The 24,659-nt window shown below is 72.5% G+C and carries 24 protein-coding genes and 1 tRNA gene; 15 read left to right on the top strand and 10 right to left on the bottom strand.

Annotated features, from left to right (window positions below; translation table 11 throughout):
• Positions 1 to 192 precede the first annotated feature (192 nt).
• The 9 genes from ACGF2V_RS28170 (at position 193) to ACGF2V_RS28130 (ending at position 10,495) form a co-directional block, all read left to right on the top strand.
• Positions 193 to 798, top strand: coding sequence for a nucleotidyltransferase family protein (locus tag ACGF2V_RS28170; RefSeq protein ID WP_362709865.1), 606 nt, complete (start codon positions 193 to 195; stop codon positions 796 to 798).
• A 292-nt stretch (positions 799 to 1,090) separates the two neighbouring features.
• Complete coding sequence (aceB, locus tag ACGF2V_RS28165) at positions 1,091 to 2,710, top strand: malate synthase A (RefSeq protein ID WP_362709863.1); 1,620 nt, start codon at positions 1,091 to 1,093, stop codon at positions 2,708 to 2,710.
• Between the two features lie 123 nt (positions 2,711 to 2,833).
• Positions 2,834 to 2,909, top strand: a tRNA-Arg gene (locus tag ACGF2V_RS28160).
• 102 nt (positions 2,910 to 3,011) lie between these two features.
• Positions 3,012 to 4,148 (top strand): gala protein, encoded by a 1,137-nt coding sequence (locus tag ACGF2V_RS28155; protein WP_362624121.1) that lies wholly within the window; start codon positions 3,012 to 3,014, stop codon positions 4,146 to 4,148.
• Positions 4,145 to 5,941: an ankyrin repeat domain-containing protein gene (locus ACGF2V_RS28150; RefSeq protein ID WP_362709860.1), complete on the top strand. Its 1,797-nt coding sequence runs from the start codon at positions 4,145 to 4,147 to the stop codon at positions 5,939 to 5,941. Before ACGF2V_RS28155 ends, ACGF2V_RS28150 begins: the two co-directional genes overlap by 4 nt.
• 116 nt (positions 5,942 to 6,057) lie before the next feature.
• Positions 6,058 to 7,308: a sigma 54-interacting transcriptional regulator gene (locus ACGF2V_RS28145; protein ID WP_389047992.1), complete on the top strand. Its 1,251-nt coding sequence runs from the start codon at positions 6,058 to 6,060 to the stop codon at positions 7,306 to 7,308.
• A 55-nt stretch (positions 7,309 to 7,363) separates the two neighbouring features.
• Positions 7,364 to 8,521, top strand: a complete 1,158-nt coding sequence (locus tag ACGF2V_RS28140) for a VWA-like domain-containing protein (protein WP_362709857.1) — start codon at positions 7,364 to 7,366, stop codon at positions 8,519 to 8,521.
• Between the two features lie 208 nt (positions 8,522 to 8,729).
• On the top strand, positions 8,730 to 9,791 hold the full coding sequence (locus tag ACGF2V_RS28135) for an amidohydrolase family protein (protein ID WP_362623929.1): 1,062 nt from the start codon (positions 8,730 to 8,732) through the stop codon (positions 9,789 to 9,791).
• 395 nt (positions 9,792 to 10,186) lie between these two features.
• Positions 10,187 to 10,495 carry an SH3 domain-containing protein gene (locus tag ACGF2V_RS28130; protein ID WP_362623932.1) on the top strand — a complete coding sequence of 103 codons (309 nt, stop codon included), beginning with the start codon at positions 10,187 to 10,189 and terminating at the stop codon, positions 10,493 to 10,495.
• Between the two features lie 185 nt (positions 10,496 to 10,680).
• Here ACGF2V_RS28130 and ACGF2V_RS28125 read toward each other — a convergent pair whose 3' ends face one another.
• The 6 genes from ACGF2V_RS28125 to ACGF2V_RS28100 all read right to left on the bottom strand — a co-directional run bounded on the left by ACGF2V_RS28125 (position 10,681) and on the right by ACGF2V_RS28100 (position 14,940).
• Positions 10,681 to 12,078: an 8-oxoguanine deaminase gene (locus tag ACGF2V_RS28125; protein WP_362709854.1), complete on the bottom strand. Its 1,398-nt coding sequence runs from the start codon at positions 12,076 to 12,078 to the stop codon at positions 10,681 to 10,683.
• A 172-nt stretch (positions 12,079 to 12,250) separates the two neighbouring features.
• Positions 12,251 to 13,198, bottom strand: a complete 948-nt coding sequence (pucL, locus tag ACGF2V_RS28120; protein WP_362623938.1) for a factor-independent urate hydroxylase — start codon at positions 13,196 to 13,198, stop codon at positions 12,251 to 12,253.
• A gap of 7 nt (positions 13,199 to 13,205) precedes the next feature.
• The gene (gene uraH, locus ACGF2V_RS28115; protein ID WP_362623941.1) at positions 13,206 to 13,598 is read right to left on the bottom strand and encodes a hydroxyisourate hydrolase; all 393 of its coding nucleotides are present in this window, start codon (positions 13,596 to 13,598) and stop codon (positions 13,206 to 13,208) included.
• Positions 13,595 to 14,137, bottom strand: a complete 543-nt coding sequence (gene uraD / locus ACGF2V_RS28110; protein WP_362623944.1) for a 2-oxo-4-hydroxy-4-carboxy-5-ureidoimidazoline decarboxylase — start codon at positions 14,135 to 14,137, stop codon at positions 13,595 to 13,597. Before uraD ends, uraH begins: the two co-directional genes overlap by 4 nt.
• A gap of 189 nt (positions 14,138 to 14,326) precedes the next feature.
• A complete protein-coding gene (locus ACGF2V_RS28105; RefSeq protein WP_362623947.1) occupies positions 14,327 to 14,704 on the bottom strand; it encodes a helix-turn-helix domain-containing protein in 378 nt (125 codons plus the stop codon).
• Complete coding sequence (locus tag ACGF2V_RS28100; RefSeq protein ID WP_362709850.1) at positions 14,701 to 14,940, bottom strand: thiamine-binding protein; 240 nt, start codon at positions 14,938 to 14,940, stop codon at positions 14,701 to 14,703. The genes ACGF2V_RS28105 and ACGF2V_RS28100 overlap by 4 nt, the downstream gene beginning before the upstream one ends.
• 227 nt (positions 14,941 to 15,167) lie before the next feature.
• On the opposite strand from ACGF2V_RS28100, the gene ACGF2V_RS28095 reads away from it, so the two are divergent.
• Both ACGF2V_RS28095 and ACGF2V_RS28090 read left to right on the top strand, forming a co-directional pair.
• A complete protein-coding gene (locus ACGF2V_RS28095) occupies positions 15,168 to 15,722 on the top strand; it encodes a GNAT family N-acetyltransferase (RefSeq protein ID WP_362709847.1) in 555 nt (184 codons plus the stop codon).
• 76 nt (positions 15,723 to 15,798) lie between these two features.
• Positions 15,799 to 16,020, top strand: coding sequence for a hypothetical protein (locus ACGF2V_RS28090; protein ID WP_362623956.1), 222 nt, complete (start codon positions 15,799 to 15,801; stop codon positions 16,018 to 16,020).
• Between the two features lie 34 nt (positions 16,021 to 16,054).
• On the opposite strand, the gene ACGF2V_RS28085 is transcribed toward ACGF2V_RS28090, so the two are convergent.
• Entirely contained in the window at positions 16,055 to 17,662 is a 1,608-nt protein-coding gene (locus tag ACGF2V_RS28085; RefSeq protein WP_362623959.1) for an AMP-binding protein, read from the bottom strand.
• Positions 17,663 to 17,717: 55 nt separating this feature from the next.
• Positions 17,718 to 19,400 (bottom strand): AMP-binding protein, encoded by a 1,683-nt coding sequence (locus ACGF2V_RS28080; protein ID WP_362623962.1) that lies wholly within the window; start codon positions 19,398 to 19,400, stop codon positions 17,718 to 17,720.
• A 319-nt stretch (positions 19,401 to 19,719) separates the two neighbouring features.
• Between ACGF2V_RS28080 and ACGF2V_RS28075 the strand changes: the two genes are divergently transcribed.
• From ACGF2V_RS28075 to ACGF2V_RS28065, 3 genes are all read left to right on the top strand, one after another.
• Complete coding sequence (locus tag ACGF2V_RS28075) at positions 19,720 to 20,556, top strand: helix-turn-helix transcriptional regulator (protein WP_362624129.1); 837 nt, start codon at positions 19,720 to 19,722, stop codon at positions 20,554 to 20,556.
• 315 nt (positions 20,557 to 20,871) lie between these two features.
• On the top strand, positions 20,872 to 21,747 hold the full coding sequence (locus tag ACGF2V_RS28070; RefSeq protein ID WP_362709844.1) for a DMT family transporter: 876 nt from the start codon (positions 20,872 to 20,874) through the stop codon (positions 21,745 to 21,747).
• A gap of 109 nt (positions 21,748 to 21,856) precedes the next feature.
• Complete coding sequence (locus tag ACGF2V_RS28065) at positions 21,857 to 22,279, top strand: cold shock domain-containing protein (protein WP_362623967.1); 423 nt, start codon at positions 21,857 to 21,859, stop codon at positions 22,277 to 22,279.
• Positions 22,280 to 22,428: 149 nt separating this feature from the next.
• Here ACGF2V_RS28065 and ACGF2V_RS28060 read toward each other — a convergent pair whose 3' ends face one another.
• Complete coding sequence (locus tag ACGF2V_RS28060; RefSeq protein WP_362709842.1) at positions 22,429 to 22,659, bottom strand: DUF6296 family protein; 231 nt, start codon at positions 22,657 to 22,659, stop codon at positions 22,429 to 22,431.
• A 289-nt stretch (positions 22,660 to 22,948) separates the two neighbouring features.
• On the opposite strand from ACGF2V_RS28060, the gene ACGF2V_RS28055 reads away from it, so the two are divergent.
• A complete protein-coding gene (locus ACGF2V_RS28055) occupies positions 22,949 to 23,401 on the top strand; it encodes a DUF5709 domain-containing protein (RefSeq protein ID WP_362709839.1) in 453 nt (150 codons plus the stop codon).
• Positions 23,402 to 23,543: 142 nt separating this feature from the next.
• Here the strand turns inward: ACGF2V_RS28055 and ACGF2V_RS28050 are convergent, their stop codons facing one another.
• Positions 23,544 to 24,044 carry an SRPBCC family protein gene (locus ACGF2V_RS28050; RefSeq protein ID WP_362709836.1) on the bottom strand — a complete coding sequence of 167 codons (501 nt, stop codon included), beginning with the start codon at positions 24,042 to 24,044 and terminating at the stop codon, positions 23,544 to 23,546.
• Positions 24,045 to 24,659 lie beyond the last annotated feature (615 nt).

Raw genomic sequence — 24,659 nt, 5'->3', positions numbered from 1 at the left:
AAGCGGTACTTGAACGCCCGCTTCACACAGCTCACGGTCACGCTCACAAACTAATGCACCCACACGTGAAGATCAAACCTGCTGGTCAGAGCACTACGATCCCCCCTGGCGGCGAATCGCAGCCCTTGCCCTGCTCCGCAGGATTCCATTTCCTCTCCGCCCTGAAGGGCGGAGTATCCACGGAGGAATCAGATGAATCGAACGGATCGGGCCCCGGTGGTCACGGGACTGCTGCTGGCCGCCGGCGGCGGGCGGCGGCTCGGCGGACACCCCAAGGCGCTGCTCGAACACCGCGGCCGCCCACTGGTGGAGCGTGCGGTGCGGGTGCTTCGGGCGGGCGGCTGCGACCGCGTCCATGTGGTGCTGGGCGCCTCGGCCGACGAGGTACGTGAGCGGGCCGACCTCACTGGGTGCGCGGTGACCGTCAATCCCGGGTGGACGGAGGGCATGGGCTCGTCACTGCGCGCGGGGCTCGGGGCCCTCACCGCCACGGACGCGGACGCGGCCCTGGTATTCCTGGTCGACCAGCCGGGCATCGGCCCGGAGGCGGTGGCCCGGGTGCGGACCGCGTGCGGTTCGCGCGGCGCTCTCGTCGCGGCCTCGTACGGCCGCGAGCGCGGACATCCGGTGCTGATCGGGGCCGACCGGTGGGCGGATGTCGTGGCGGAGGCGGTGGGCGACCGGGGAGCGCGCTCGTACCTGCGGGCGCACCGCGACGCGATCACGCTCGTCGAGTGTGCGGACGTGGCCGAGGCGTACGACATCGACGCTCCGGAAGACCTCGAACACCTCGCATGAGGCGCGAGGCGTGGAACGTGATCCGCGCGAGACGTGAGACGCATGGGACGCGAGGCATGAGGCCCAGGACGACGGCGGCACTTCGCGCCATCGCCCGGCTCCTTCTGTCGCCCTGAGAATCTCGACATCAACGTTGAACTTCCACCATGGGAAAAGTAACATCCGCACATCAGAATCTCTCCGCATGTCAGACAGCACCCCGACCCGTGTCCCGCAGCCCTGGCACGCCGTGCCGTGCAGGCCGGCGGCCGTGAGCGCCCGTCCGCGCCGCCCGCTGAAGGAGTGACAGCTCATGTCCGCACCAGCGCCGTCCCCGCCGTCCATCGTCGATGCCGAGCCGCTGCCCCGGCAGGACGACGTCCTGACCGACGCGGCCCTCGCGTTCGTGGCCGAGCTGCACCGCCGGTTCACGCCCCGTCGTGACGAGCTGCTCGCGCGCCGCACCGAGCGCCGCGCGGAGATCGCCCGCACCCGCACGCTGGACTTCCTGCCCGAGACGGCGGCGATCCGTGAGGACGACACCTGGCGGGTCGCGCCGGCCCCGGCCGCGCTGGACGACCGCCGTGTGGAGATCACCGGTCCGACCGACCGCAAGATGACCATCAACGCCCTCAACTCCGGCGCCCGGGTCTGGCTCGCCGACTTCGAGGACGCGTCCGCCCCGACGTGGCAGAACGTGGTCCTCGGTCAGCTCAATCTGATCGACGCCCACACCCGTTCCATCGACTTCACGGACCCGAGGACCGGCAAGTCGTACGCGCTGAGGCCCGCCGACGAACTGGCCACGGTCGTCACCCGTCCGCGCGGCTGGCACCTGAACGAACGCCACCTCCAACTGGACGGCATCCCGGTGCCGGGCGCGCTGGTCGACTTCGGCCTCTACTTCTTCCACAACGCCCAGCGCCTCATCGGCCTCGGCAAGGGTCCGTACTTCTATCTCCCGAAGACGGAGTCGCATCTGGAGGCCCGCCTCTGGAACGACATCTTCGTCTTCGCGCAGGACTACGTCGGCATCCCGCAGGGAACGGTCCGCGCCACCGTCCTCATCGAGACGATCACCGCCGCGTACGAGATGGAGGAGATCCTGTACGAGCTGCGCGACCACGCCTCCGGGCTGAACGCGGGCCGATGGGACTACCTTTTCTCCCTCGTCAAGAACTTCCGTGACGCAGGCGCCGAGTTCGTCCTCCCCGACCGCAACGCGGTGACGATGACCGCCCCGTTCATGCGCGCCTACACCGAACTCCTCGTCCGCACCTGCCACAAGCGCGGTGCGCACGCCATCGGCGGCATGGCGGCGTTCATCCCGTCCCGCCGCGACGCGGAGGTCGACAAGGTGGCCTTCGAGAAGGTCAAGGCGGACAAGGACCGCGAGGCCCGCGACGGCTTCGACGGCTCCTGGGTCGCCCACCCGGACCTCGTCCCGATCGCCATGGCCTCCTTCGACGCGGTCCTCGGCGAGAGGCCGAACCAGAAGGACCGCCTGCGCGAGGACGTTTCGGTGACCGCGGGCGACCTGATCGCCATCGCCACCCTGGAAGCCAAGCCCACGTACGAGGGCCTGCGCAACGCCGTCGCGGTCGGCATCCGCTACATCGAGGCGTGGCTGCGCGGCCAGGGCGCGGTCGCCATCTTCGACCTGATGGAGGACGCGGCCACCGCGGAGATCTCACGCTCGCAGATCTGGCAGTGGATCAACGCGGACGTGGTCTTCGAGAACGGCGAGCACGCCACCGCGGACCTGGCCCGCAAGGTCGCCGCCGAGGAACTGGCCACGATCCGCGCCGGGATCGGCGACGAGGCGTTCGCGGCCGGGCAATGGCAGCAGGCCCACGACCTGCTGCTCCAGGTCGCCCTGGACCAGGACTACACGGACTTCCTGACCCTGCCCGCATACGAGCGGCTGCGCTGAACCGCGCCGCGCCACCGCGCGCGACTTCGACCGGGCCGCGAGGCCCGCACTCGGCCGCCGCCACGACCAAGCATGGGACAGGTGTGCGAATTCGGCTCGGCAGTGGCTATGATCACGCATGGCAAGGCTGTAGCGCAGAGGTCGTCGCGCCCTAGCATCGAGCTGGAGGACGTCGGTTCGAATCCGACCGGCCTTGCCACCTTTTCGTGGAGCGGAGTCGATGGCGTCGGTTCGTCCCGAGCGGGCGGAGAACGCTGTCGTCCCCTCCGGGCCGGGTACCGACGGGGACCTGGGAGTAGTGATGTTGCAGCCGATGCCCGTGCGCTGTCCCGCGATCGAGCACCCGGACATTCCGCTCGCCGACCCGGCCCTGCTGGATCCGTTGCTGGAACGGCTCGGCTCAGCGCGTCCGGTCGAGGCGGACGAGAGCTTCGCGCTCGGTTCGTTGCGGACGGACGGCCGGGTCGACCTGTGCAAGCAGGGGCTCGGGGTGGCGGGTGCGGTCCGGGTGATGCCCGTCGCCGCGAAGTCCCCGCACGCCGCGCACGTACTGCTCGGCACCAACTCGCTGGGGGACGAGGGAGCGCGGGCGGTCGCCGACGCGCTCGCGGCCGACGGGCACGGCCTGCGCACCGTCTACCTCGGCTGCAACCGGATCGGAGCCGACGGGGCCTCGGCACTCGCCGACGCGCTCGCAGGGGACGACACCGTGCGGGCGCTGTGGCTGAAGCGTAACCCCGTGGGCGACGCCGGTGTCCGGGCGCTCGCGACGATGCTGTGCCGCAACACCGCGCTGCGCACCCTCGACCTGGTGAACACCGGTCTCTCCACGGAGGGGCTCGGCGTGCTGCTCTCCGTGCTCGCCGAACGGTCCCGGCCGGTCGAGCGGTTGTTCCTCGGCGGCAACGGGCTCGGCCCCGACGCCGCCCCGCTGCTCGCCGCCCTGATCCGGGACGCGGGGGTACGGGAGCTGTACCTGCCGTCCAACCACCTCGGTGACGCCGGCACCACCGTGCTCGCGGCCGCCACCGACGCCGCCCGGCCGGTCCGGCTCGGCCTCGGCGGCAACGGGATCGGGCCCGACGGCGCACGCGCCCTGGCCGACGCGCTCGATGGGATCGAGGCGCTCGACCTGGGCCGCCCACTGTCCGAACGGACCCTCGGGGCCAGCCCCAACGTCACCGGTGACGCCGGCGCCGACGCGCTGGCCGGGGCGCTGCACAGCAGTCCGCTGCGGCGGCTGGAGCTGCGCCACACCGGGCTCACCGGTCGGGGCGCGAAGACCCTGCTGGCCGCCGTCGACTCCCGCTCGCGCCTGGAGTACGTGGGGTTGGGCCCCGGTCTGCCCCGCCGGGTGAAGCGTTCCTTCGCGGCGCGGCTGCGTCCGGACCGCGGCGCCCACGCGGACCTGCTCGCGGTCAGGAGCGTCTACCGGTGAGCCCGGACGCGGTGAACCCCGGCGCGGTGAACGCGGAGGCGGGGACGAGGCTCTTCGATCCGGAGGAGACGGCGAGTCTGCGGCAGGTCCGCCGGTACGCGGTGCCCCGCTGGATGATCGAGGCGTCCGCCGAGCGGCGCGCGGCCGGTGACTGGCGGGGGGCCTGCGCGGCGGCCCTGTTCGACGTGGCCTTCGACCTGCCCGGGATCGCCTCGGCGTACGGGCCGGACGTGGCCGGGGCGCTCGGCGAGGATCTGCGCCATCTGGTGCCGGATCTGGTGCGCTGGCATCTGCCGCGCGTGCTGGGCGGGCGCTCCACCCTCGCCGCCGACCTGACCGTGGTTCTGGCGGGCTACGGCGCCGTGGAGGGCGCGCTCGAATCGGACGTCCCGTGCCTGTACGTGCGCACTCCCCCGATGGTCGAGGGTCCGCAGCGGATCTCGCTGAGGTTCGGGTCGGTGCGGCTCGACGGCTCCTCGCACGCCTTCCATCCGGGGGCCATGGACTGGCGTGCCTGCCGGTACCTGTGGGACGCGCGGCACACCGGTGAGCTGCGCGCGCGTGTCGGCGGTGCGGACCGGTTGCCGTTCCTCCGCGCCGACGGCACACCGCTCGGGGCGGACGAACTGCCCGGCACGGATCCCGGAACCGACGACCCGGTGGCCCACGCGGAGTGGGTGACCCTGCTGCACCAACGGGGGAAGGTGGCCGACTCCCTGGCGGCGGCCGGGATCGAACTGGACCCGACCGAGCCGGACACCCCGTCGTGGCACTCGGCTGAGCCGGAGGCGGCCCTGGGGCGGCTGGCGCTCGACGTTCCCCGCCTGGAGGCGGAGGCCCGCCGGTTCGCGGATCTGTGCGCGACGGACCGCCTCCAGATCAGTGGGGACTGGTACGCGCGCATCCTGCTGGAGTTCACGGGCGACGGCGGCGACAGACGGCTGCGGATCAGGCTCGTCGGCCGGGAGGCGGCCGCGGACGTGGCCTTCCTTCCCCCCGCGTCCTGGCGGCGGCTGCCGGACGTGGACCTGCTGCGGATCGGCGCGCTGGCTCCGGCGCAGTTGCATCCGCTGGTCGCCGGGGCCCTGTTCCCCGGTACGCCGACGGCGTCCGGGCCGCCCGGGCCGACGCCTCCAACACCCGTACGCGTCAGGTGCCGTGGTGAATGGCACGAGGTCGTCTTCCGCGACGGGAGGCTCGCGACCCCGCACAGTGCGCAGGAGCAGCAGCGCGAGAACGCGCTGCGGGCCTTCGGTGGCGCGGTCACCGGGTGCTTCGCGGCGGAACACTCCTGCACCACGGGCACGGGCCGACTCCCCAAGGCGCTGCGGGCCCAGCGGCGGGAGCTCTTCCTGCGCGCCCAGCACGGCGACACCCCCGGGGTGCTGGAGCTGCTGGACGCGGGCGTGGATCCTCGGGTGCGGGACGCCGGACGGCGCAGCCTGCTCCACGTGCTGCATTACCTGGACCATGAGCCGCTGCTGTCCCGGCTGCTGGACGCCGGTCTCGATCTGGAGGCCCTGGACCACCGGGAGCGCACCCCGCTCTGCGTGGCGGTCGCCGACCGCGGTTCGACGACGTTGGTGAGGGCGCTGGTCGAGGCCGGGGCACGGATCGACGTCGTCGACCAGACGGAGCTCTCGCTGGCCCAGCTGATCCGCATGTACCGCCGGACGGACCTGCAGTTCCTCCGGGAACGGGTGGAGAAGGAGCACCCGGGCGTCGGCGCGGAGTGGTGGGAGGAGTGGCAGCAGGAGCGGGAGGAGTACGGAAGTGAGGACGAGGACGAGTGAGCACCGCCGCCCGTGACACCGCGGGGCAGCCGCCCGCGGCGCCGTCCCCCGACGCCTCACCGGGCCGGCAGCCGTCTGCGGCGCCGTCCGACGCCGCCCCGGTCCCCGCGCCGGCAATGCCGCCCGCCGTGACGCCGCCACCGGCCTCCTCACCCGTGGCCCCGGCCGCGCCGTCGGTCCCGGCCGCAGCGTCGGGGCCTCTGGACGCCGCCGACGAGCTCAACCGTCGGCTGCGCTCGTCCCGCACGGAAGTCGCGAGCAACCCCCAGCTCGAGGCGCTGGCACTGGCGGTGACGGCGAATCAGCCCGTCCTGCTGTGGGGCGAGCCCGGGATCGGCAAGTCGGCGGGGATGGAGCAGCTCGCGGCCGGGCTCGGTCTCGGGCTGGAGACGGTCATCGCCAGCGTGCACGAGCCGTCCGACTTCGCCGGACTGCCGGTCGTCGGTGACGACCCGGCCGTGACCGGGGTGCCGATGGCTCCGCCGGACTGGGCGGTGCGACTGGCGCGCGCGGGCCGGGGGCTGCTGTTCTTCGACGAGTTGTCGTCCGCTCCCCCGGCGGTGCAGGCGGCCTTGCTGCGCGTCGTGCTGGAACGGCGGGTGGGCAGCCTGACGTTGCCCGAGTCGGTGCGCATCGTGGCCGCGGCGAACCCGCCGTCGAGCGCGGCGGACGGGTGGCACCTCAGCCCGCCGCTCGCCAACCGCTTCGTGCATCTGCACTGGACGCACGACCCGCGCACGGTGGCGCGCGGCATGGCCGGTACGTGGCCCGAGGTGACGGTCCCCGTCGTCGACGCCGCCCGCGTGCCGGGTTCGGCGGCACGGGCCCGCGGCGCGGTCTCCGGCTTCCTCACCGCGCGCCCCGGCCTCGTCCACCACATCCCGGCCGACGCGGAGAGCCGGGGCCGGGCCTGGCCGTCGCCCCGCACCTGGGACATGGCACTGCGACTGCTCGCCACCGGGTACGCGACGGGCGCCGGGCGTGAGGCGCTCGCCGCCGCGCTGGCCGGGGCGGTGGGGGACGGCGCGGGCATCGAGCTGCTGTCGTACCTGGAGAACCTCGACCTGCCCGACCCGGACCGGGTGCTGGCGAACCCCGACGCGTTCGCCCTGCCGGAGCGCGGCGACCGCCAACTGGCGTTCCTCATCGCGATCGTGGCGGCCGTCCAGGGTGATCTCACCCGGCAGCGCTGGGAGGCGGGCTGGGCGGTGCTGGCGAAGGCCGTGGACGCGGGCGTGCCCGACGTGGCGGCCAGGGCGGCGGTCGACCTGGCGTCGATGCGGGACACCGACTGGCCGGTGCCCGAGGGCATCGACGCGTTCGTGGAACTGCTCCGGCTGTCCGGCGCGCTGCCGCAGAGCGGCTGAGGCGGGTACGGCGGTGCCGGAACCGGAAGCCGCCCCGGGGCGGGCCCAGTTGGACATGACCAAGCTACTCGCCGCCCGCTACCGCGCGGCGACCGACCGGCCGTATCTGGCGTCGGCGCTGTACGCGCTGTCGGTGGTGCCGAGCACCGGGGTGCCGACGATGGGCGTGGACCGGCACTGGCGCTGCTACGTGTCGCCCGCCTTCGTGGAGGCGACGCCGGTGGCGGAGCTGGCCGGGGTGTGGCTGCACGAGGTGGCGCATCTGCTGCGGGACCACCACGGCCGCGCGGAGCGGCTGCCCGCCGCCGACCAGCGCGACCACCACCGGCTCAACGTGGCGCAGGACTGCGAGATCAACGACGACCTGATCGCGGACGGGCTGCCGCTGCCGGCCGGCCGGATGGAGCCCCGGCTCTTCGGCCTGCCGACAGGAGGGCTCTTCGAGGAATACCTGCCGTCGATCCCGCCGGGGGCACCGGCGCACGACTGCGGTTCGGGCGCGCACGGGCAGCCCGTGCCGTGGGAACTGCCCGGGAACGAGGGTCCGACGAGCCTCGGCCCGGTGGAGGCGCAGGCGCTGCGGCGGCACACCGCGGAGGCCATGCGCGCCCACCGGCGCAGCCGGGGCACGCTCCCGGCGGGCTGGGAGCGCTGGGCGGACGAGATCCTGGAGCCCAGCATCGACTGGCGGCAGGCGCTCGCGGGCGCCGTCCGCGAGGCGGCGGCCTGGGCGGCTGGGGCGATGGACTACACCTACCGGCGCCCGTCCCGGCGCAGTGCGGCGCTGCCTGGCGTGGTCCTGCCCAGCCTGCGTCGTCCGCTGCCCCGGGTCGCCGTCGTCATCGACACCTCCGGGTCCATGGGGGACGAGGAACTGGGCGCGGCCCTGGGCGAGGTCACCGGTGTGCTGCGGGAGGTGGGCGTCCGGGGCAACCGGGTCACCGTGCTGGCCTGCGACGCGGACGTGCAGGCCGTGTCGCGGGTGACGTCCGCCGAGCAGGTCGCCCTGGGCGGGGGCGGCGGCACCGACATGCGGGTGGGCATCGCCGCCGCGCTCGCGGCCCGGGACCGGCCGAACATCGTCGTCGTCCTCACCGACGGCTTCACCCCCTGGCCGTACGAGGCCCCCTCGTGCCGGCTGATCGCCGCGCTCATCGGTGCGGACGCCCCGCTGCCCCCGCAGTGGGTGGAGACCGTGCGCGTCACCGACTGACCGGGCCGTCATATCGCCCTGTGCGCCGCCGGTACGGACCGGCTCCGCCCGGCGACGCTCTGGGTGCGGCCTCGGCCGGGGGGCGCCCACCGGGCGGGGCTCATTCGTCCAGGACGACCGGGCGCCGGGCGGAGAAGTCACCCCACTTCCCGTCCGCCGGATTGGCGCGGATCTTGGTGCGGCGGAGGAAGTGACGTACGGTCGGCTGATGTTGTGCATACGCGGAGTCGTGCTGCCGGAGCGCGAGGAGCGGGTCTTCCGGATCGACGGCGAGGTACTGCGCGAGGGTCCTCCGGCGGGCGGACTCGAGGGCCGGGACAAGGAGTTGGTCGTCGACGGCGGCTGGCTGCTGCCCGGGCTCGTCGATGTGCACACGCATCCGGGTGCGCCGACGCCGGACGCTCCGTTCGACGAGGAGCTGCTGCGCGGGCAGTTGGCCGAGCACCGCGACGCCGGGGTGCTGGCGGTACGCACCCCGGGCACCACGGCGCGGATGCCCGCGTGGGTCGACGAGGACCCGGAGCTGCCGCGTGTGACGTCGGCGGGGCGGTGGCTGGCCACGCCCGGCCGGTTCTTCCCCGGCCTGGGGCGCGATGTGACCGAGGACGAACTGGTGCGAGCGGCCGTGGAGGAGGCGACCGCCTCGTCCGGCTGGTGCAAGGTGATCGGCGACTGGGCGCAGGACGAACCGGCCGTGCCGCTGCCGCTGTTGACCGCGACCGTGAAGGCGGTGCACGCGGTCGGCGGGAAGGTCGCGGTGCACTGCCAGACGCCCGAGGGCTCACGCAACGCCGTGCTCGCGGGCGCGGACAGTCTGGAGCACGGGATGCACCTGGACCCGGCACTGCTCGACCGCATGGCCGCGCAGGGCACGGCGTTCGTCCCGACGCTGGCCGCCTTCGGGGCGCGGGCGGACGAGATGCGGGCGCGGGAGCCGGGCGTGCGCCGCGACCGGTGGCTGGCCGGCTGGGACAGCATGCTCGGCACGGTGCGCGCCGCCCACGAGGCGGGCGTCACGGTCCTGGCGGGCACCGACTCCTTCCCGTGCGGAACGGTCGCGGGCGAGATGTCCTGGCTGGTACGGGCCGGGCTGCCGACCACGGCGGCGCTCGGCGCGGCGTCGTGGACGGCGCGGGCCTGGCTGGGACTGCCGGCGCTCGTGGACGGGGCGCCCGCCGATGTGGTCGCGTACGCGGCCGACCCGACCCTGGACCCGGCCGCTCTGGAGCATCCGAGCCGGATCGTGCTGCGGGGGCGTGTAGTGCGGTGAGCGCGGGCCCGCCACCGGAGACCGGGGACGCAGGAAAGCGAGAGTGAAGTCCGCACCGCGTGAAGCGACCTGCGGAGTCCGCACCACGTGACGGTACGCGTGAGGGTACGTATGAAGCGGGCGCCGCATCAAGGGTGGCGTATGGAGTCGGCGCCGTGACCGGGCCGGTCCCGGTGCTGCCCGTGATCCCTGCCGCGCCCCCGGCAAGCCTCCGCCCCACCGGCGCGAGGAGCGTGCGCGCCGTCTGCCGCGTACGCCGGTGCGCACGGCGTATGACCTGCGCTTTCATTCCTTCCGCGGAGATCGTCCGAGCCCGTGACCCGGCGGTCCGCGGCTCCGTTGGGGCTGGCGAACGGCTCACGCGGAGTGGGCCGGAGAACGGAGGAGAGAACCGCATGATGAAGAAGATGATGCTGGCCGCGGCGGCCCTGACCGCCGGTCTGGGACTGGCCTTCAGTCCCGCCGCGCTGGCCGTGCAGAGCCCGGTCGCCGCGCAGGCGGCGAAGGCACCGGCCGCCGTCTGTACCGTCAACGACAACGGGGTGAACTTCCGCGGCGGACCGGGCACGGACTACCCGGTCCTGGGGCAGGTGAACAAGGGCCAGAACCTCGAGAAGCGCGGCACGCAGGGGAACTGGGTCATGGGCGACCTGTGGGGCGGGCGCACCGGTGTCTGGATTCACACGGCCTACCTCAACTGCTGAGGCCGTCGCCCCCAGGCCCTCGACCGCTGAGGTCCGAGCACCCCGTCCCGCCCCGGCCCCGTACCGCGCCCACCGCGCGGTACGGGGCCTCGTGACGGTACGGGGGTGTGCACGCGCCCCGCGCCGGTCGCCGTGGACCCGGATCGGGTGCGCGGCTGTCGCCCGGTACGGGGAGTTCCGGGGTGTCAGGCCCCGGCGGCGATCCGCGCGAGGCGGCGTGCCTCGTCGCGGGTGGTACGGGCGATGGTCTCCTCGTCCGCGGTGATCAGGCGGCCGTCCTCGACGACCGGTCGGCCGTCGACGAGGGAGAGGGTGACCGGGGCGGCTGCGCCGAGGACGAGTGCGGTGACCGGGTCCGCGATGGAGGCGTGGGCGAGGGTGTCCAGGTTCCAGAGCACCAGGTCGGCGAGCTTGCCGGGTTCCAGGGAGCCGATCTGGTCGGCGCGGCCCAGTACCCGGGCGCCACCGTGTGTTGCCAGGCGCAGGGCCTGACGCGCGTTCAGGGCCTTCTCGCGGTGGGCGCCGAGGCGGTTGAGGAGGAGGGCGTTGCGCAGTTCGGTGTGGAGTTCGCCGGACTCGTTGGAGGCGGTGCCGTCGACGCCGAGGCCGACCGGGACACCGGCCGCGAGCATGTCGGGGACGCGGGCGATGCCCGCGGCGAGCCGGGCGTTGGACGAGGGGCAGTGCGCGACGCCGGTGCCGGTGCGGGCGAAGGCGGCGATGTCGGAGTCGTTCATGTGGACGCAGTGCGCCATCCACACGTCGTCGCCGAGCCAGCCGGTCGACGCGAAGTAGTCGGTCGGTCCCATCCCGAAGAGTTCGTGGCAGAACTTCTCCTCCTCCACCGTCTCCGAACCGTGGGTGTGCAGACGCACTCCCTTGCGGCGGGCCAGCTCCGCGCCCTCCTGGAGGAGTCGGGTGGAGATGGAGAACGGGGAACAGGGTGCGACGGCGATCCGGGTCATCGCGTCGAACGAGGGGTCGTGGTGGGCGTCGACGGTCGCCTCGGTGGCGACGAGCGCGCCGTCGAGGGTCTCCACGGCGAAGTCCGGGGGCAGTCCCCCGTCCGTCTCGCCCCGGTCCATGGAGCCCCGGGCGAGGGTGAACCGTACGCCCATGTCACGGGCGGCCCCGATGATGGCGCCGGACAGGTCACCGGCGCCCCGCGGGTAGACGTAGTGGTGGTCCATGGCGGTGGTGACACCGCCCCGGGCCATCATGGCGAGCGAGCCCTGCGCCGCGGCGCGGACCATCGGCTCGTCGATGCGCGCCCACGTCGGGTACAGGGCGACCAGCCAGTCGAACAGGTTGTGGTCGGTGGCGAGGCCCCGGGTGATCCACTGGTAGAAGTGGTGGTGCGTGTTGACCAGGCCGGGGGTGACCAGGTGCCCGGTGCCGTCGACGCGGCGCACGACGTTCTCCAGGCCCGCGGGCGCCCGGCCGGCGCCGACGGACTCGATGCGGTTGCCCGCGACGACGACGTGCCCGGAGGCGTACTCGGTGTCGTCGGCGTCGACGGTCGCGATCGCGCAGTTCTCGATGGCGATGCGTTGCACGTGCTCGGGGGCTGCCGTTGCGGCCATGGCGCTTCCCTTTCTGTCCGGCGGTACGGGCACGGCCGGACCCTGGGGACTGCCGCCGTCCGGCGGGAGGCCACGGGTGCCGGCTGTGCCATGGGGTTTTCCCTCCGGTCCGGCCGGCCCCCGACCGGGTGTGCGGGCGGGGCAACGGCACGGCGACGCGTCGGAGATCGGCTCAGAGGTTGGTCAAGTCGACCGGGATCCGCGGCTCGGCGCCGTCCCGCAGTACGGTGGCCTCGATCAGACCGTACGGGCGGTCCGCCGCGAAGTAGACCTCGTTGTCGTTCTCGAGACCGAACGGTTCCAGGTCCACGAGGAAGTGGTGCTTGTTCGGCAGCGAGAAGCGGATCTCGTCGATCTCGCTGCGATGGTCGATGACGCGCGAACCCATGTGGTAGAGCGTCTGCTGGAGGGAGAGGGAGTACGTCTCGGCGAACGCCTGGAGCATGTGCTCGCGGGTCTGCTCGTAGGACCTCTCCCAGTGGGGCATCCGCGATGCGTCGTCCGTCCAGTTGAACCGCCACCGCGCAAAGACCTCGGTGGCGAGGATCCGGTCGTACGCCTCCTTGAGCGTGGTGTACTCGTCCTTGACGTAGCCCCAGAACTCGGAGTGGGTGGAGTTCATCACCACGAGGTCCTTGAGCCCCGAGATGATCTCCCACTTCTCGCCGTCGTAGGTGATCTGGGCGGTGCGCGTCTCCTGGCCCCTGCGCACGAAGGAGTGCTCGGCCTCGTCGGCTCCTGTGAACCGCGCGTCGGCCTCCGAGGCCGCGATGCGCTCCCAGGCGTACTCCTCGATCCGGATCCGGGCGACCTCGATCGGCTCCTGCGACGTCACGAAGTGGCGGGCGAGGTGGATGCCGAACTGCTCGGCGGATTCGATGCCGTGCTTCTTGGCGAACGCGTACACCGTGTTCTTGGTGGTGTCGGTCGGCAGGACGTGGGCGTTGGAACCGGAGTAGTGGACGTCCTCCATGTCGCCGGAGAGGGCGACGGAGACGTTCAGGTCCTTGACGTGGTGGGTGTCGCCGTCCCGGGTGATCCTGACGACGCGGTTCTCCGCCTTGCCGTACTGGTTCTGGCCGAGGATCACAGGGCGGTTGCGGAAGGAATCGGCGGTCATGTCGGTGCTAGCTCCCTCGGTAGACGGAGTAGCCGAACGGGTTGAGCAGCAGTGGTACGTGATAGTGCTCGCCCGGGGTGACGGCGAACGTGATCGCCACCTCGGGGAAGAACACGCCGCCGTCCCTTGCGCGGGGGGCGTCCTGCTGCGCCTCGGTCGGCCCCGTGCCGGCGAAGTACGCCTCGGTGTCGAAGTCGAGCCGTGCATGGGTGGTGCCCTCCGGAAGTGCCGGCAGATCCTTGCAGCGCCCGTCGGCTTCGGTGACGGATCCGCCGAGGGCGGTCCACGGGGCCTGCCTCCCGCCACGGGCGGCGAGCCGAACGGCGACGGCCGCGGCGGGGCGGCCGACGCTGGTGTCCAGGATGTGGGTGGACACCGATGCGGTGACGGAGGTGCTCAAGACCTTCCCTCTCTTTCCAGGACGGGGGGTTGCGTGTCTTCCGCGACGAGGCGGGTGAGCCGGATGCGATTGATCTTGCCGAGTTCGATGCGCACGTGTCCGCGTTCCTCCTCCGGCGAGTTGCCGATCCGGGACTTCACGGCGTCGCGCATCTGTTCACCGGTGGCTCCGGTGGCGCAGATCAGGAAGACGTGTCCGAACCGTTCCCGGTAGGCCAGGTTCAGTTCGAGCATCTCGGCCCTGAGCTCCTCCGAGGCCCCGGTCATCCCCCGCTGTTCGCGGGAGGAGACCGGATCGCCGGGCTCCGGGCGGCCGATCGGCGGGTGACCGGCCATCGCCTCGGCCAGATCCTGCGCGGTCAGCGCGGCCGTGGCGGCGTCGCCGGCGCGAAGGAGGGCTTCGGTGCTGGTGTAGGGGCGTCGGGAGAGGACCGCTCTCCCCCATGCCGTACTGGCACACACCTCGTGCAACACGGCGGTGGCCTCGTCGTCCGCCAGGGTGTTGAACCGGGACAGGCCCGGTGTGGAGCTCGGAGTCACGGGAGCCTCCGTGGCTGTCTCGCGGTGCGAATCGTCGTTCCGCGCCGGTCGGGCTGCGCACAGCTAACGCCCTCCACACCACAACGTCAACACTTTGTTGAAAGTGCGCGAAAGCGCGAGGCCGCCGTCCGACGCCCCGGACGGCGGCCTCGCGCGCGTCACCGGCGGCCTCACCCGCCGGTTTCCCCACTACCCTTCTCCGGCGGCCTTTTCCCTGTTCAGATAGTTGTAGACGGTGAAGCGGCTGACGCCCAGCGCGCTCGCGACCGTCTCCACGCCATGGCGCACGGAGAACGCGCCGCGGGCCTCCAGGCTGCGCACCACCGCCTGCTTGGCCCTGCGGTCCAGCCCCGCGAGCGGCATGCCGTACCGGCGTTCCATGGCGGTCAGAATGTGGTCGAGCGACTCCGAGAGCTGGGGCAGCCGGACGGCGAGGACGTCCTCGCCCTCCCAGGCCAGCACCACGTCGTCGGCCCGGGCCTGGCCCGGCCCCAGCAGTTCGGCGCCCATGGCGTCGACGAGCGGCTTGACCGCCGCGACGAGGGGGTGGTCCGCGGGGCCGGTCACTTGGCGTCCTGTCCAATGACGTTGACCTGGAGCGACACCCGGGTCGCGCCCGCGGCGATGACCCTGCGCAGAAGGGTGTCCACCGTGTCGAGCACCTGGTCGGCGCCGCCCTCCACGGTGTTGCCGAAGGGGCCGACGTCCACGGCGTCCAGCGCGGCCGTCCGGACGACCTCGCGGGCCACGACCGCGTGGGCGGGCGCCTCGTCGAGGTCGAAGGGCTCGGTGGTGAACTCCACTCTCAGGCGCACTGTGCCTCCCCTGTGCGTTCGCCGCGTCCGGGCGGACCGGCGGTCCGGGGCCCGACCCTAACGCGTCCCCGACGGCGTACCGCGTCGGGCCGTTGTGCACCGCTACGCTGCCGAGGCCGACGGTCCGGGGACGGCCTCGCCCGGACGCCGCCCGGCACACCCGCACCCAGGGCACCGACCGGCGCGCTCGTCACCCCGGGCGCCATACTGGGCGCATGCTCATCCGTACCGCCCGCCTCTGCGACCTGCCGCTGCTCCAGGACATGGAACGGGCCGCCGGCGAACCGTTCCGTTCGCTCGGCATGGCCGCCGTCGCGGACGACGAACCCCTGCCGCTCGATGTGCTGGAGGACTACCGACGGGCGGGGCGCGCCTGGGTGGCGGTGGACGGCGACGACCGGCCGGTCGGCTATCTGATCGCCGACGAGGTCGACGGCGCGGCCCACATCGAGCAGGTCACCGTCCACCCGTCCGCCGCCCGGCGCCGCCTGGGCAGCCGGCTCATCGACCACCTCGCCCAGTGGGCGGCCGGCCGGGGCCTGGACGCGCTCACGCTGACGACATTCCGCCAGGTGCCGTGGAACGCCCCGTACTACGCGCGGCTCGGATTCCGTTTCCTCGACGAAGCCGAACTCACCGACGGGCTGCGGAAGATCAGGGCGGCGGAGGCGGAACACGGCCTGGACCGGTGGGCGAGGGTGTGCATGCGGCGCGCAACGGGGCACACCGGACGGCCCTCCCGACCCGCCGGAGCCGGACGACAACACTGAGTGCAATCGGTCACGTTCGGGCCATGGGCCACACATGTTCGGGGGATTGTCGGTGGTGGGCCTTAAGGTGGGGCACATGGCATTAACTCCACGACACACACCGTCCACCGACCCCTCGCACCCGGCCTGCTCGTCCCGTACGTCCGCCGCCGAGGCGAACCAGGCGATACGGGCGCTGGTCGACGCGCGGGCCGGGCAGGAGTGGTCCCCCGTGGAGTCCGCCGCCTACGAGGTACTGCTGATCGAGTGGGCGGCCGCGACCCGGGGTACGGCCGGCGACATCATCGAGGCCGCCTGACCGTCCCCCGGTCCGGCCGGGACCGCTGCGGCTCCTACGCGCCGTAGCCCTCGCGCAGTTCGATCTTCCGGACCTTCCCGCTGACCGTCATCGGGAAGGACTCCAGGACCCGCAGCCTTCGCGGGATCTTGTAGTGCGCAAGCTGTTCGCGGCAGTGCTCCGTCACCTCGTCCAGGGTCGGCGGGTCCGCCGGGTCCCTCGGGATGACGCAGGCGAGGACCTCCTCGCCGTAGGTGTCGTCCGGCACCCCCACCACCTGCACGTCCGCGATCTTCGGGTGGCCGTGGAGGAACTCCTCGACCTCCCGCGGGTACACGTTCTCGCCGCCCCGGATGATCACGTCCTTGATCCGGCCGACGATCTCCACGTAGCCGTCCTCGCGCATCACCGCGAGGTCCCCGGTGTGCATCCACCGGCCGGGGTCGATGACCTCGGCGGTGCGTTCGGGGTCCTGCCAGTAGCCGAGCATCACGCTGTAGCCGCGGGTGCACAGTTCGCCCGCCGTGCCACGCTCCAGGGTCACGCCCGTCACCGGGTCGACGACCTTGACCTCCAGATGCGGCATGACCCGGCCGACCGTTCCCGTGCGGCGTTCCAGGTCGTCGTCCCGGCGGGTCTGGGTGGAGACCGGCGAGGTCTCCGTCATCCCGTAGCAGATCGACACCTCCTCCATGTGCATCTCGCTGACGACCCGCTTCATCACCTCGACCGGGCACGGCGATCCGGCCATGATCCCGGTGCGCAGCGAGGACAGGTCGTACGAGGCGAAGTCGGGGAGGTTCAGCTCCGCGATGAACATCGTGGGCACACCGTAGAGCGAGGTGCAGCGCTCCTGCTCCACGGCGGCGAGCACCGCCGCGGGCTCGAAGGCGGGCGCCGGGATCACGATGCAGGCGCCGTGCGAGGTGGCGGCGAGATTGCCCATCACCATGCCGAAGCAGTGGTAGAACGGCACCGGCAGGCAGATCCGGTCCTGTTCGGTGTAGGCGACCATCTCCCCCACGAAATAACCGTTGTTGAGGATGCTGTGGTGGGAGAGCGTGGCCCCCTTGGGGAAGCCGGTGGTGCCGGAGGTGTACTGGATGTTGATCGGGTCGTCGCAGGACAGCTCGGCCGCGCGGGCGTCGAGCCGGCCGTCCGTCACGGACGCGGCGACGGCAAGCAGTTCGTCCCACGAGGGGTCGCCGATGTAGTGCACCGCACGCAGGTCGGGGCAGGCGGCACGGACCCGGCCGACGAGGGCGCGGTAGTCGCTGGTGCGGTGCGAGAGCGAGGAGATCAGGAGGGATATGCCGGCCTGTTTGAGCACATACTCCAGCTCGTGCGCCCGGTAGGCCGGGTTGATGTTGACCATGACGGCGCCGATCCGGGCCGTGGCGTACTGCGTGAACACCCACTCGGGGCAGTTGACCGCCCAGATCCCAACCCGGTCGCCCTTGGCCACCCCCGCACCCATCAGTGCGCGGGCCAGCTCGTCGACGGCCGCGCCGAACTCGGCGTACGTCCAGCGTCGTCCGGAGGCGACGTCGACCAACGCCTCGCGGTCGCCGAACGCCTCGACGGCGCGGGCGAGATTGCGGCCGATGGTGTCGCCCAGCAGCGGCGTGGTGCCGGTGCCGTGCGCGTAGGACAGTTCACTCATTCCAGGTCCCCCTCGATGTGCTCGGTTCCGGTGGCGTGCGCGCGGGACGGCCCGCTCATCGGAAGTCCCCCTCGGCGTACTCGGTACCTGCGACGGCGCCGCGGGCCGTGCGCTCGCGCAGTTCGATGCGGCGGATCTTGCCGGAGACGGTCTTGGGCAGGTCGGCGAACTCCAGCCGGCGGACCCGCTTGTAGGGGGCGAGCACCGACCGGGAATGCTCGAACAGCGCCTTCGCGGTGTCCGGGCCGGGCTCCCAGCCCGCCGCGAGCACGATGTACGCCTTCGGCACGGCGAGCCGCACCGGGTCGGGGGCCGGGACGACCGCGGCCTCGGCGACCGCCTCGTGCTCCAGCAGCGCGCTCTCCAGCTCGAACGGCGAGATCTTGTAGTCGGACGCCTTGAAGACGTCGTCGGCCCGGCCGACGTAGGTGATGTAGCCGTCCAGGTCCCGGGATCCGATGTCCCCGGTGCGGTAGTAGCCGCCCGCCATGGCCTCCGCGGTCCGCTCCGGGTCCCCGTGGTAGCTGGTCATCAGGCCCACCGGACGGTCCGACAGGTCGAGGGAGATCTCGCCCTCGACCGCGCCGGGCTCACCGGTCACCGGGTCGAGGAGCTCGATCCGGAATCCCGGGCTCGGCCGCCCCATCGATCCGGCCTTCAGCAGCTGGCCGGGGGTGTTGGCGACTTGTACGGAGGTCTCGGTCTGGCCGAAGCCGTCCCGGATGGTGACGCCCCAGACGCGCCGCACCGTCTCGATGACCTCCGGGTTCAGCGGCTCCCCGGCCGCGACGACCTCGCGCGGCGGGTTCTTCAGCTCGGAGAGGTCGGCCTGGATCAGCATCCGCCAGACGGTGGGAGGGGCGCAGAAGCTGGTGACCCCGGAGCGGTCCATCTCGGCCATCAGCCGTGCCGCGTCGAAGCGGGTGTAGTTGAAGATGAAGACGGTCGCCTCGGCGGTCCAGGGCGCGAACAGGTTCGACCAGGCGTGCTTGGCCCAGCCCGGCGAGGAGATGTTGAGGTGGACGTCCCCGGGCTTGAGGCCGATCCAGTACATCGTCGACAAGTGGCCCACGGGGTAGGAGGCGTGGGTGTGCTCGACGAGCTTGGGGCTGGCGGTCGTGCCGGAGGTGAAGTAGAGCATCAGCGGCTCGTCCGCGTCCGTCTCCCGGTCCGCCCGGAACGTCTCCGGCCGGTCGTCGGCGCCCGCGTACGACAGCCAGCCCGGCACGTCCGCGCCGACGGCGATCCGGGTGTAGCCGCCGGGCACCTCGTCGAACTTGGGGGTGTCGGCGTCCCGCACCAGGACGTGCCGGACCCGCCCGCGCTCCACCCGGTCCCGCAGGTCCGCCGGACCGAGGAGCGGGGTGGCGGGGATGACGACGGCGCGCAGCTTCATCGCGGCGAGGGCCGTCTCCCACAGCTCGACCTGGTTGCCGAGCATGACGAGGATCCGGTCCCCGGCCCGGACGCCCTGGGCTCGCAGCCAGTTCGCGACCTGGTCGGACCGCGCGGACATCCGGGCGAAGGACACCTCGGTGCGGCCGCCGTCCTCCTCCACGATGTGCAGGGCGGTGCGGTCGTTGTTCTCCGCGATCACGTCGAACCAGTCGAGCGCCCAGTTGAAGTGATCGGTCCTGGGCCAGCGGAAACCCTCGTAGGCCGCCTCGTAGTCCTCGCGGTGCCGCAGCAGAAAGTCCCGGGCGGCCCGGAACGTCTCCGTCGCGCTGGTTGCCGACATGTGCCCTCCTCATTGCGGACCGGACCGGTCGTTTAACATCATGTAAACAGTGACCCAGATCTCACCACCCCCGAACGGGGGTGCGCCGGACGGGTCGCCTAGGCCGTGTCTTCGAACCGACGGTGTTCGGCCGTCGGCCGGGCCGTACGACGTCCGGCGCGCGCGATCGCGAGGCGGAGCATCGTCCTCGCGCGCGACGAATCCGACAACGCCGCGAGCGCGTTCCGGACGCGGCACAGCAGTCGCCGGTTCGACGACACCGCCTAGCCCCTCCGGACAGAGAGGCGCCAGCGTGCCGGGAACCGACAACGCGGTCGACATGGGAGCAGCCCTGCTGCGGCTGCGCCGGACCAGTGGAATGCCCGTGGCCTTCGGCGGGCTGCTCTCCGACGCCCGCCATGCGCGGATCGCGGAGCTGAACGGGGCGCAGACCGGGGCCCTGCGCGGGCTCGTCATCTCGGCGGGCAGTGGTCTGGGCGGGAAGTCGATCGCCCTGTCCCGGCCGTGCGCGGTCACCGACTACCACGCCTCCCGCCACATCAGCCACGAGTACGACACGGCGGTCGCGGCGGAGGGACTGCGCTCCGTGGTCGCGGTGCCCGTCGTCGTACGGCGCAAGGTGCGCGGTCTGCTCTACGGGGCGCTGCGCGAGCCGGTCACCCTCGGGGACCGGGCGTTCGACGCGGCGGTGGCGGCGGCCCGCGACGTGGAGCAGGCCCTGGTCGTCCGGGACGAGGTACAGCGGCTCCTGGCCGTCACGCGGGAACAGCTCACCGCCCCCGGGGCCACGGCCCCGGGGGCGTGGGAGGACGTCCGCGAGGCCCATCGCGAACTGCGCACCCTGATCCCGAAGGTCGTCGACCCCGCGCTGCGCGACGAGTTGCTCGCGGTGTGCGGGCGGCTCGCCTCTGCGGCGGGGTCCGGGGCGGAGTCGTGGGCCCGGAAGCCGGGGCGGTGCGAGGTGCGGCTGGCGCCGCGCGAGCTGGACGTACTGGCCTGTGTGGCCGCGGGCACGACGAACGCGGTGGCTGCGGAGCGGCTGGGGCTGCGGCCGGAGACGGTGAAGGGGTATCTGCGTTCGGCGATGCGCAAGCTGGGGGCGCACACCCGGCTGGAGGCGGTGGTGGCGGCGCGTCGCGCGGGGCTGCTGCCGTGAGGCGCTCGCGGCCCGCGTGACCGGGCGGCATGTCGTCGGACGGCGCAGGACGGCCCCGGCCCGCGTGACCGGGCGGCACGTCGTCGCACGGGCTGAGGACCGCCCCGGCGCCGACAGGACGGCCCCGGCCCGCGTGACCGGGCGGCATGTCGTCGGACGGGCGCAGGACGGCCCCGGCGGACGCGGCGGGCGGTACGCCGTCGGAGCCGGGTGCGGGAGGCACGCCCGCGGCCGGGGGGCGCGGTCCCTGCGGCCCGCCGCGCCCCAGGGGCGTGGGACAGGGGATCGCGGGCCGCCCGCCCGCATCATGAGCGGGTGATCAGTGTCCTGTTCGCCGTCCTGACCGCGCTCACCAACGGCGCGGCCTCCGTCCTGCAGCGTCGGGCCGCGCGTACCGTCCCCGACAGCGAGGCGATGCGGCTGTCGCTGATCGGGCACCTGCTGCGTCGCCGGAGCTGGCTCGCCGGGATCGGGCTGGTGATCGTCGCGGCCGTCTGCCAGGCCGTGGCCCTGGCCACTGGGCCGATCTCCGTGGTCCAGCCGATCTTCGTGATCGAGCTGCCTGCCGCACTGCTGATGGCCGGGTTCGCCATGCGGGTCCGGCTGCCCGCCTCGCTCTGGTACGCGGTGGCGGGCATGACTCTGGGGCTGGCCCTGGGCATGGTCTCGGCGGCCCCGGAGGGCGACGGCGCCGCCGTGCGGGGCGCGGTCTGGATCCCGGCACTGATCCTGACGGGGGTCTTCGAGGCGGCGCTGATCGGCGCGGCGCTCGGCGTCCGCGGCAATGCCCGGGGCGCGTTGCTCGGTCTCGCCTCGGCGTGCGGGTACGCCCTCACGGCCGCGCTCATGAAGGACGCCATGGCGCGGCTCCAGGGCGGTGGCGCAGCGGTGGCGCTGCTGACGTCCTGGCAGCTGTACGCCACCGCCGCGGCGGGGGTGGGCGCGCTGTTCCTGCTCCAGAACGCCCTCCAGGCGGGCATGCTGGTCGCGGTCCAGCCGCCGCTGACCCTGGGAGACGCGCTGATCAGCGTGCTGTACGGGGTGACGCTGTTCGACGAGCGGCTGCGCACCGGGTGGTGGGTGCTGCCGGAACTGGTCGCGCTCGGTCTGATCACGGTGGGCAGCGTCGTGCTGGCCCGCTCCCCGCTGGCCTCCGGGACCGCGCCACCGCCCCCGCGCCGGCTCCGGTGAGCGGGCACGATTCCCGGACCGGGTCGCGCCGCGCCACGGCCGGGGCTATCCTCCGGTCGAGCCATGTGTGGCGACGGGCGAGGGGCCCGGTACTTTCTTGGGGGTTGGTGTGGTTTCTGGTCGTGTGGTGCGATTCGACAGCGCACGGGGATACGGTTTCATCGCGCCGGATCACGGCGGTGAGGACGTCTTCCTCCATGTGAACGACATGTTGATCCCGGAGTCCTATGTGCACACGGGCACCATGGTCGAGTTCGAGATCGAGGACGGCGACCGCGGGCTGAAGGCGTCGTCCGTCAGGCTCGCGGAAGGCCCTGACGGCAAGCCGCTGACTCCTCCGAGGCCCGCAGCCGCTCACGCGGCGTCGGCGGACGACGACGCCCTGTGCGATGTGCTCAGCTCGGCCGCGTACACCAGGGAGGTGACCGACATCCTGCTGGAGTCGGCACCGTCACTGACGGGCACTCAGATCCTTCAGATCCGGGGTGCTCTGCTGCAGTTCGCCAAGAACCACGGCTGGACCGAGGGCTGACCGGGAGGCTCACGCCGGTCCCGGCCCACGGCCGGTGACCCGTCCCGTAGCGACCGGGCGGGGCCCGTGCCGATGACGGGCCGCGCGACCGGGATCCCGTACGGGTAAGGCCCGCACGGAGACCGTTTCTCCGGGCGGGCCCCGGCGCGTCAGGTGCTCGGTTCGCGCACCACCAGCGGCGTGCCGAGGACCTGGTGTCCGCCACTGGCCAGCATGCGCACCTCTCCCCGGTCGCTGATCTCCGCGCGTATGATCCCGGTCTCGTCCTCGTAGATCGGGTACCCGCCCGCGCCCGAGTGCTCGGTGCGCCGGACGGTCACCGCGTCGTCCTCCACGGCGGACGACTGAAACACCAGCTCGTAGCTCTCCGGGTAATCCATGGCGGCTCTCCCGATACCGATGGGGCAGGACACGGCCCGCCTGCCACACCCCCATCGTCCCTCGGAGCGTCCGTCCGCGCCCAGGGGCGAACGGCTGCGGACTCCTGCCGGGGCCACTTATCCTGTACCCGTAAGGATGTTTCTACCCATAAGGACGCTTCAGCGATCTTGAGGCGCTTATCGCGCCTACGCCACAAGCGCGCACATTTCTGCGCGCACGACCTGTTTCGCCCGAGTCATGTGTCCGGCGCGCAGGGCCGGGGTCCCGAGAACCGGGAAGGGACAGACCATGAAGGACGCCGAGATGGGGGACGATGTCTACCAGCCCCAGCAGCCGGAGGCATCCGATCTCGTCGAGCAGCTCGACATCGAGGACACCCTCGACAATCGCGGGCTGACCGACCTGCTCGACGAGGGCTACTCCCCGCCCGAACGCCCGTGGGCGGTGGAGGACCGCGGCACCACGGCCGCCGAGCAGCACAGCGGCGAGTCCCTGGAGAGCCGTCTGGCACGGGAGCTCCCCGACATCACCGAGGTCGCCGGCGACGGTATGGGGGACCTCTCCGACAGTGACGGCGAGCTCTGGGACGGGGAGGTCGGCTCGGTACGCGCCGGGCGCCTGACCCGGGAGCTGGACATCGACGAGCCGGACACCCTGGCGGCGGAGGACGTCGGAATCGACGGGGCCGGGGCATCGGCCGAGGAGGCGGCCGTGCACGTGGTCCCGGACAGCCGGGTGTGAACGGGCGGCTCCCCGCCCCTCACGACAGGGCGGTGGTGGCCGCCTTCACCGAGAACGTCACGTACACCGCCTGCCGGCGGTGCACTCCGCGCCCGCCGTATGACGGCGCCGGGCCCGATCCCGACCTGCGTCCGCGACTGCGTCAGGCCGGTTCGTCGAGGAACCTCCCGCCCTCCAGCAGGGTCTTGAGCGTCGAGAGGATCATGGTCCAGCCGCTGCTGACGCCCTCCAGCATCTTGCTGTCCGGACTCTCGAAGCCGTCGTGGGTGAGCGTCAGCTTGATGCCCATCTCGGGCTCCTCGGCCGGCTCGATGTCGAAGGCGACCTTCGACCGTTCACGGACGGCCTTCTCCCACTCCTCGTCCGAGGCGAAGTCGAACATCTGGCGGTGCATGGGCTGCAGAGTGTGCCAGGTGTAGGCAAGTCGCCTGCCGGGCTCCGCCTCCAGGACGCACTGCCCCACCTCCTCGAACTCGCCGTCCGGGTCCATCTTCCAGCGGACCGGCGCGCCGGCCTCCCAGATCGAGTCCGGGCCGTACCCGCCCATGTAGATCTTGATGGACTCGGGGTCGGTCAGCGCCTGGTAGAGCTTCTCCGCCGTGGTCTGGATGTAGATGACGTAGACGAACTCGGGCTTGTCCATAACTGGTTCCTTCCGGGCCTGTTCCTTCCGGGCCTGTTCCTTCCGGGGTGCGTTCAGGGGGCGGCGCGGTCGGGCGGCGTTCGTAGTGGCCGTTCCGGCGGTCGGTGATCTCCTGGACCGGGGCCCGGGTCGAGGTGGCGCCGCGTCCGCCGCCCCGGCGCACGTCGGTGGCCGGCCGCGCCGCCCTCCGGCACCGCCTTGTGCTCGCCCCCGGGCCCGTCGGGGCGCGCCCCGGCCCACGGCACCTGCGCGGCCCGCCGACCGTTCGGAGTGCGCGCCGGGCGGGATCCGCGAGCCTTGCATGTCGCGTCCACCGCCCTCGTCGCACCCACAGTCGCCCGCCCGCGTTCCCGCCCACTCCCCTCCCACCGTAGGCAACCATCCGGCCGCACGCCGGGCGCGACCCGCCCCTGCGCCCTCAAGATCCGCGAACTGCCCGACCTCGTCGACCTGGACAGGGCCGCGTGAACCGCGTCGGCCAGCCGCCCGAGCGGGCCAGCCCCGCTCCGGACCGACTCCGTACCGCCGTGATCCCCGGCAAGGGCGTGTAGTCGCCAAACCCTCGCCCCTTCCGGGGCTTCCCTCCCATACCCGTCCACGGCACACGTGTGTGCC

Source organism: Streptomyces sp. NPDC047982 (assembly GCF_043204165.1).
In the GTDB taxonomy this organism is placed as follows: Bacteria; Actinomycetota; Actinomycetes; order Streptomycetales; family Streptomycetaceae; genus Streptomyces.
This window is presented reverse-complemented; position numbering and strand designations above follow the sequence as displayed.

Coding starts and splice junctions, on each gene's coding strand:
- ACGF2V_RS28140 (WP_362709857.1), top strand. CDS start 7,364: ATGACCAAGCTACTCGCCGCCCGCTACCGCGCGGCGACCGACCGGCCG.
- ACGF2V_RS28050 (WP_362709836.1), bottom strand. CDS start 24,044: ATGGACAAGCCCGAGTTCGTCTACGTCATCTACATCCAGACCACGGCG.
- aceB (WP_362709863.1), top strand. CDS start 1,091: ATGTCCGCACCAGCGCCGTCCCCGCCGTCCATCGTCGATGCCGAGCCG.
- ACGF2V_RS28085 (WP_362623959.1), bottom strand. CDS start 17,662: ATGAGTGAACTGTCCTACGCGCACGGCACCGGCACCACGCCGCTGCTG.
- ACGF2V_RS28145 (WP_389047992.1), top strand. CDS start 6,058: ATGCCGCCCGCCGTGACGCCGCCACCGGCCTCCTCACCCGTGGCCCCG.
- ACGF2V_RS28095 (WP_362709847.1), top strand. CDS start 15,168: ATGCTCATCCGTACCGCCCGCCTCTGCGACCTGCCGCTGCTCCAGGAC.
- ACGF2V_RS28125 (WP_362709854.1), bottom strand. CDS start 12,078: ATGGCCGCAACGGCAGCCCCCGAGCACGTGCAACGCATCGCCATCGAG.
- ACGF2V_RS28080 (WP_362623962.1), bottom strand. CDS start 19,400: ATGTCGGCAACCAGCGCGACGGAGACGTTCCGGGCCGCCCGGGACTTT.
- ACGF2V_RS28155 (WP_362624121.1), top strand. CDS start 3,012: ATGTTGCAGCCGATGCCCGTGCGCTGTCCCGCGATCGAGCACCCGGAC.
- ACGF2V_RS28055 (WP_362709839.1), top strand. CDS start 22,949: ATGAAGGACGCCGAGATGGGGGACGATGTCTACCAGCCCCAGCAGCCG.
- ACGF2V_RS28170 (WP_362709865.1), top strand. CDS start 193: ATGAATCGAACGGATCGGGCCCCGGTGGTCACGGGACTGCTGCTGGCC.
- ACGF2V_RS28130 (WP_362623932.1), top strand. CDS start 10,187: ATGATGAAGAAGATGATGCTGGCCGCGGCGGCCCTGACCGCCGGTCTG.
- ACGF2V_RS28060 (WP_362709842.1), bottom strand. CDS start 22,659: ATGGATTACCCGGAGAGCTACGAGCTGGTGTTTCAGTCGTCCGCCGTG.
- ACGF2V_RS28135 (WP_362623929.1), top strand. CDS start 8,730: ATGTTGTGCATACGCGGAGTCGTGCTGCCGGAGCGCGAGGAGCGGGTC.
- ACGF2V_RS28075 (WP_362624129.1), top strand. CDS start 19,720: ATGGGAGCAGCCCTGCTGCGGCTGCGCCGGACCAGTGGAATGCCCGTG.
- ACGF2V_RS28090 (WP_362623956.1), top strand. CDS start 15,799: ATGGCATTAACTCCACGACACACACCGTCCACCGACCCCTCGCACCCG.
- pucL (WP_362623938.1), bottom strand. CDS start 13,198: ATGACCGCCGATTCCTTCCGCAACCGCCCTGTGATCCTCGGCCAGAAC.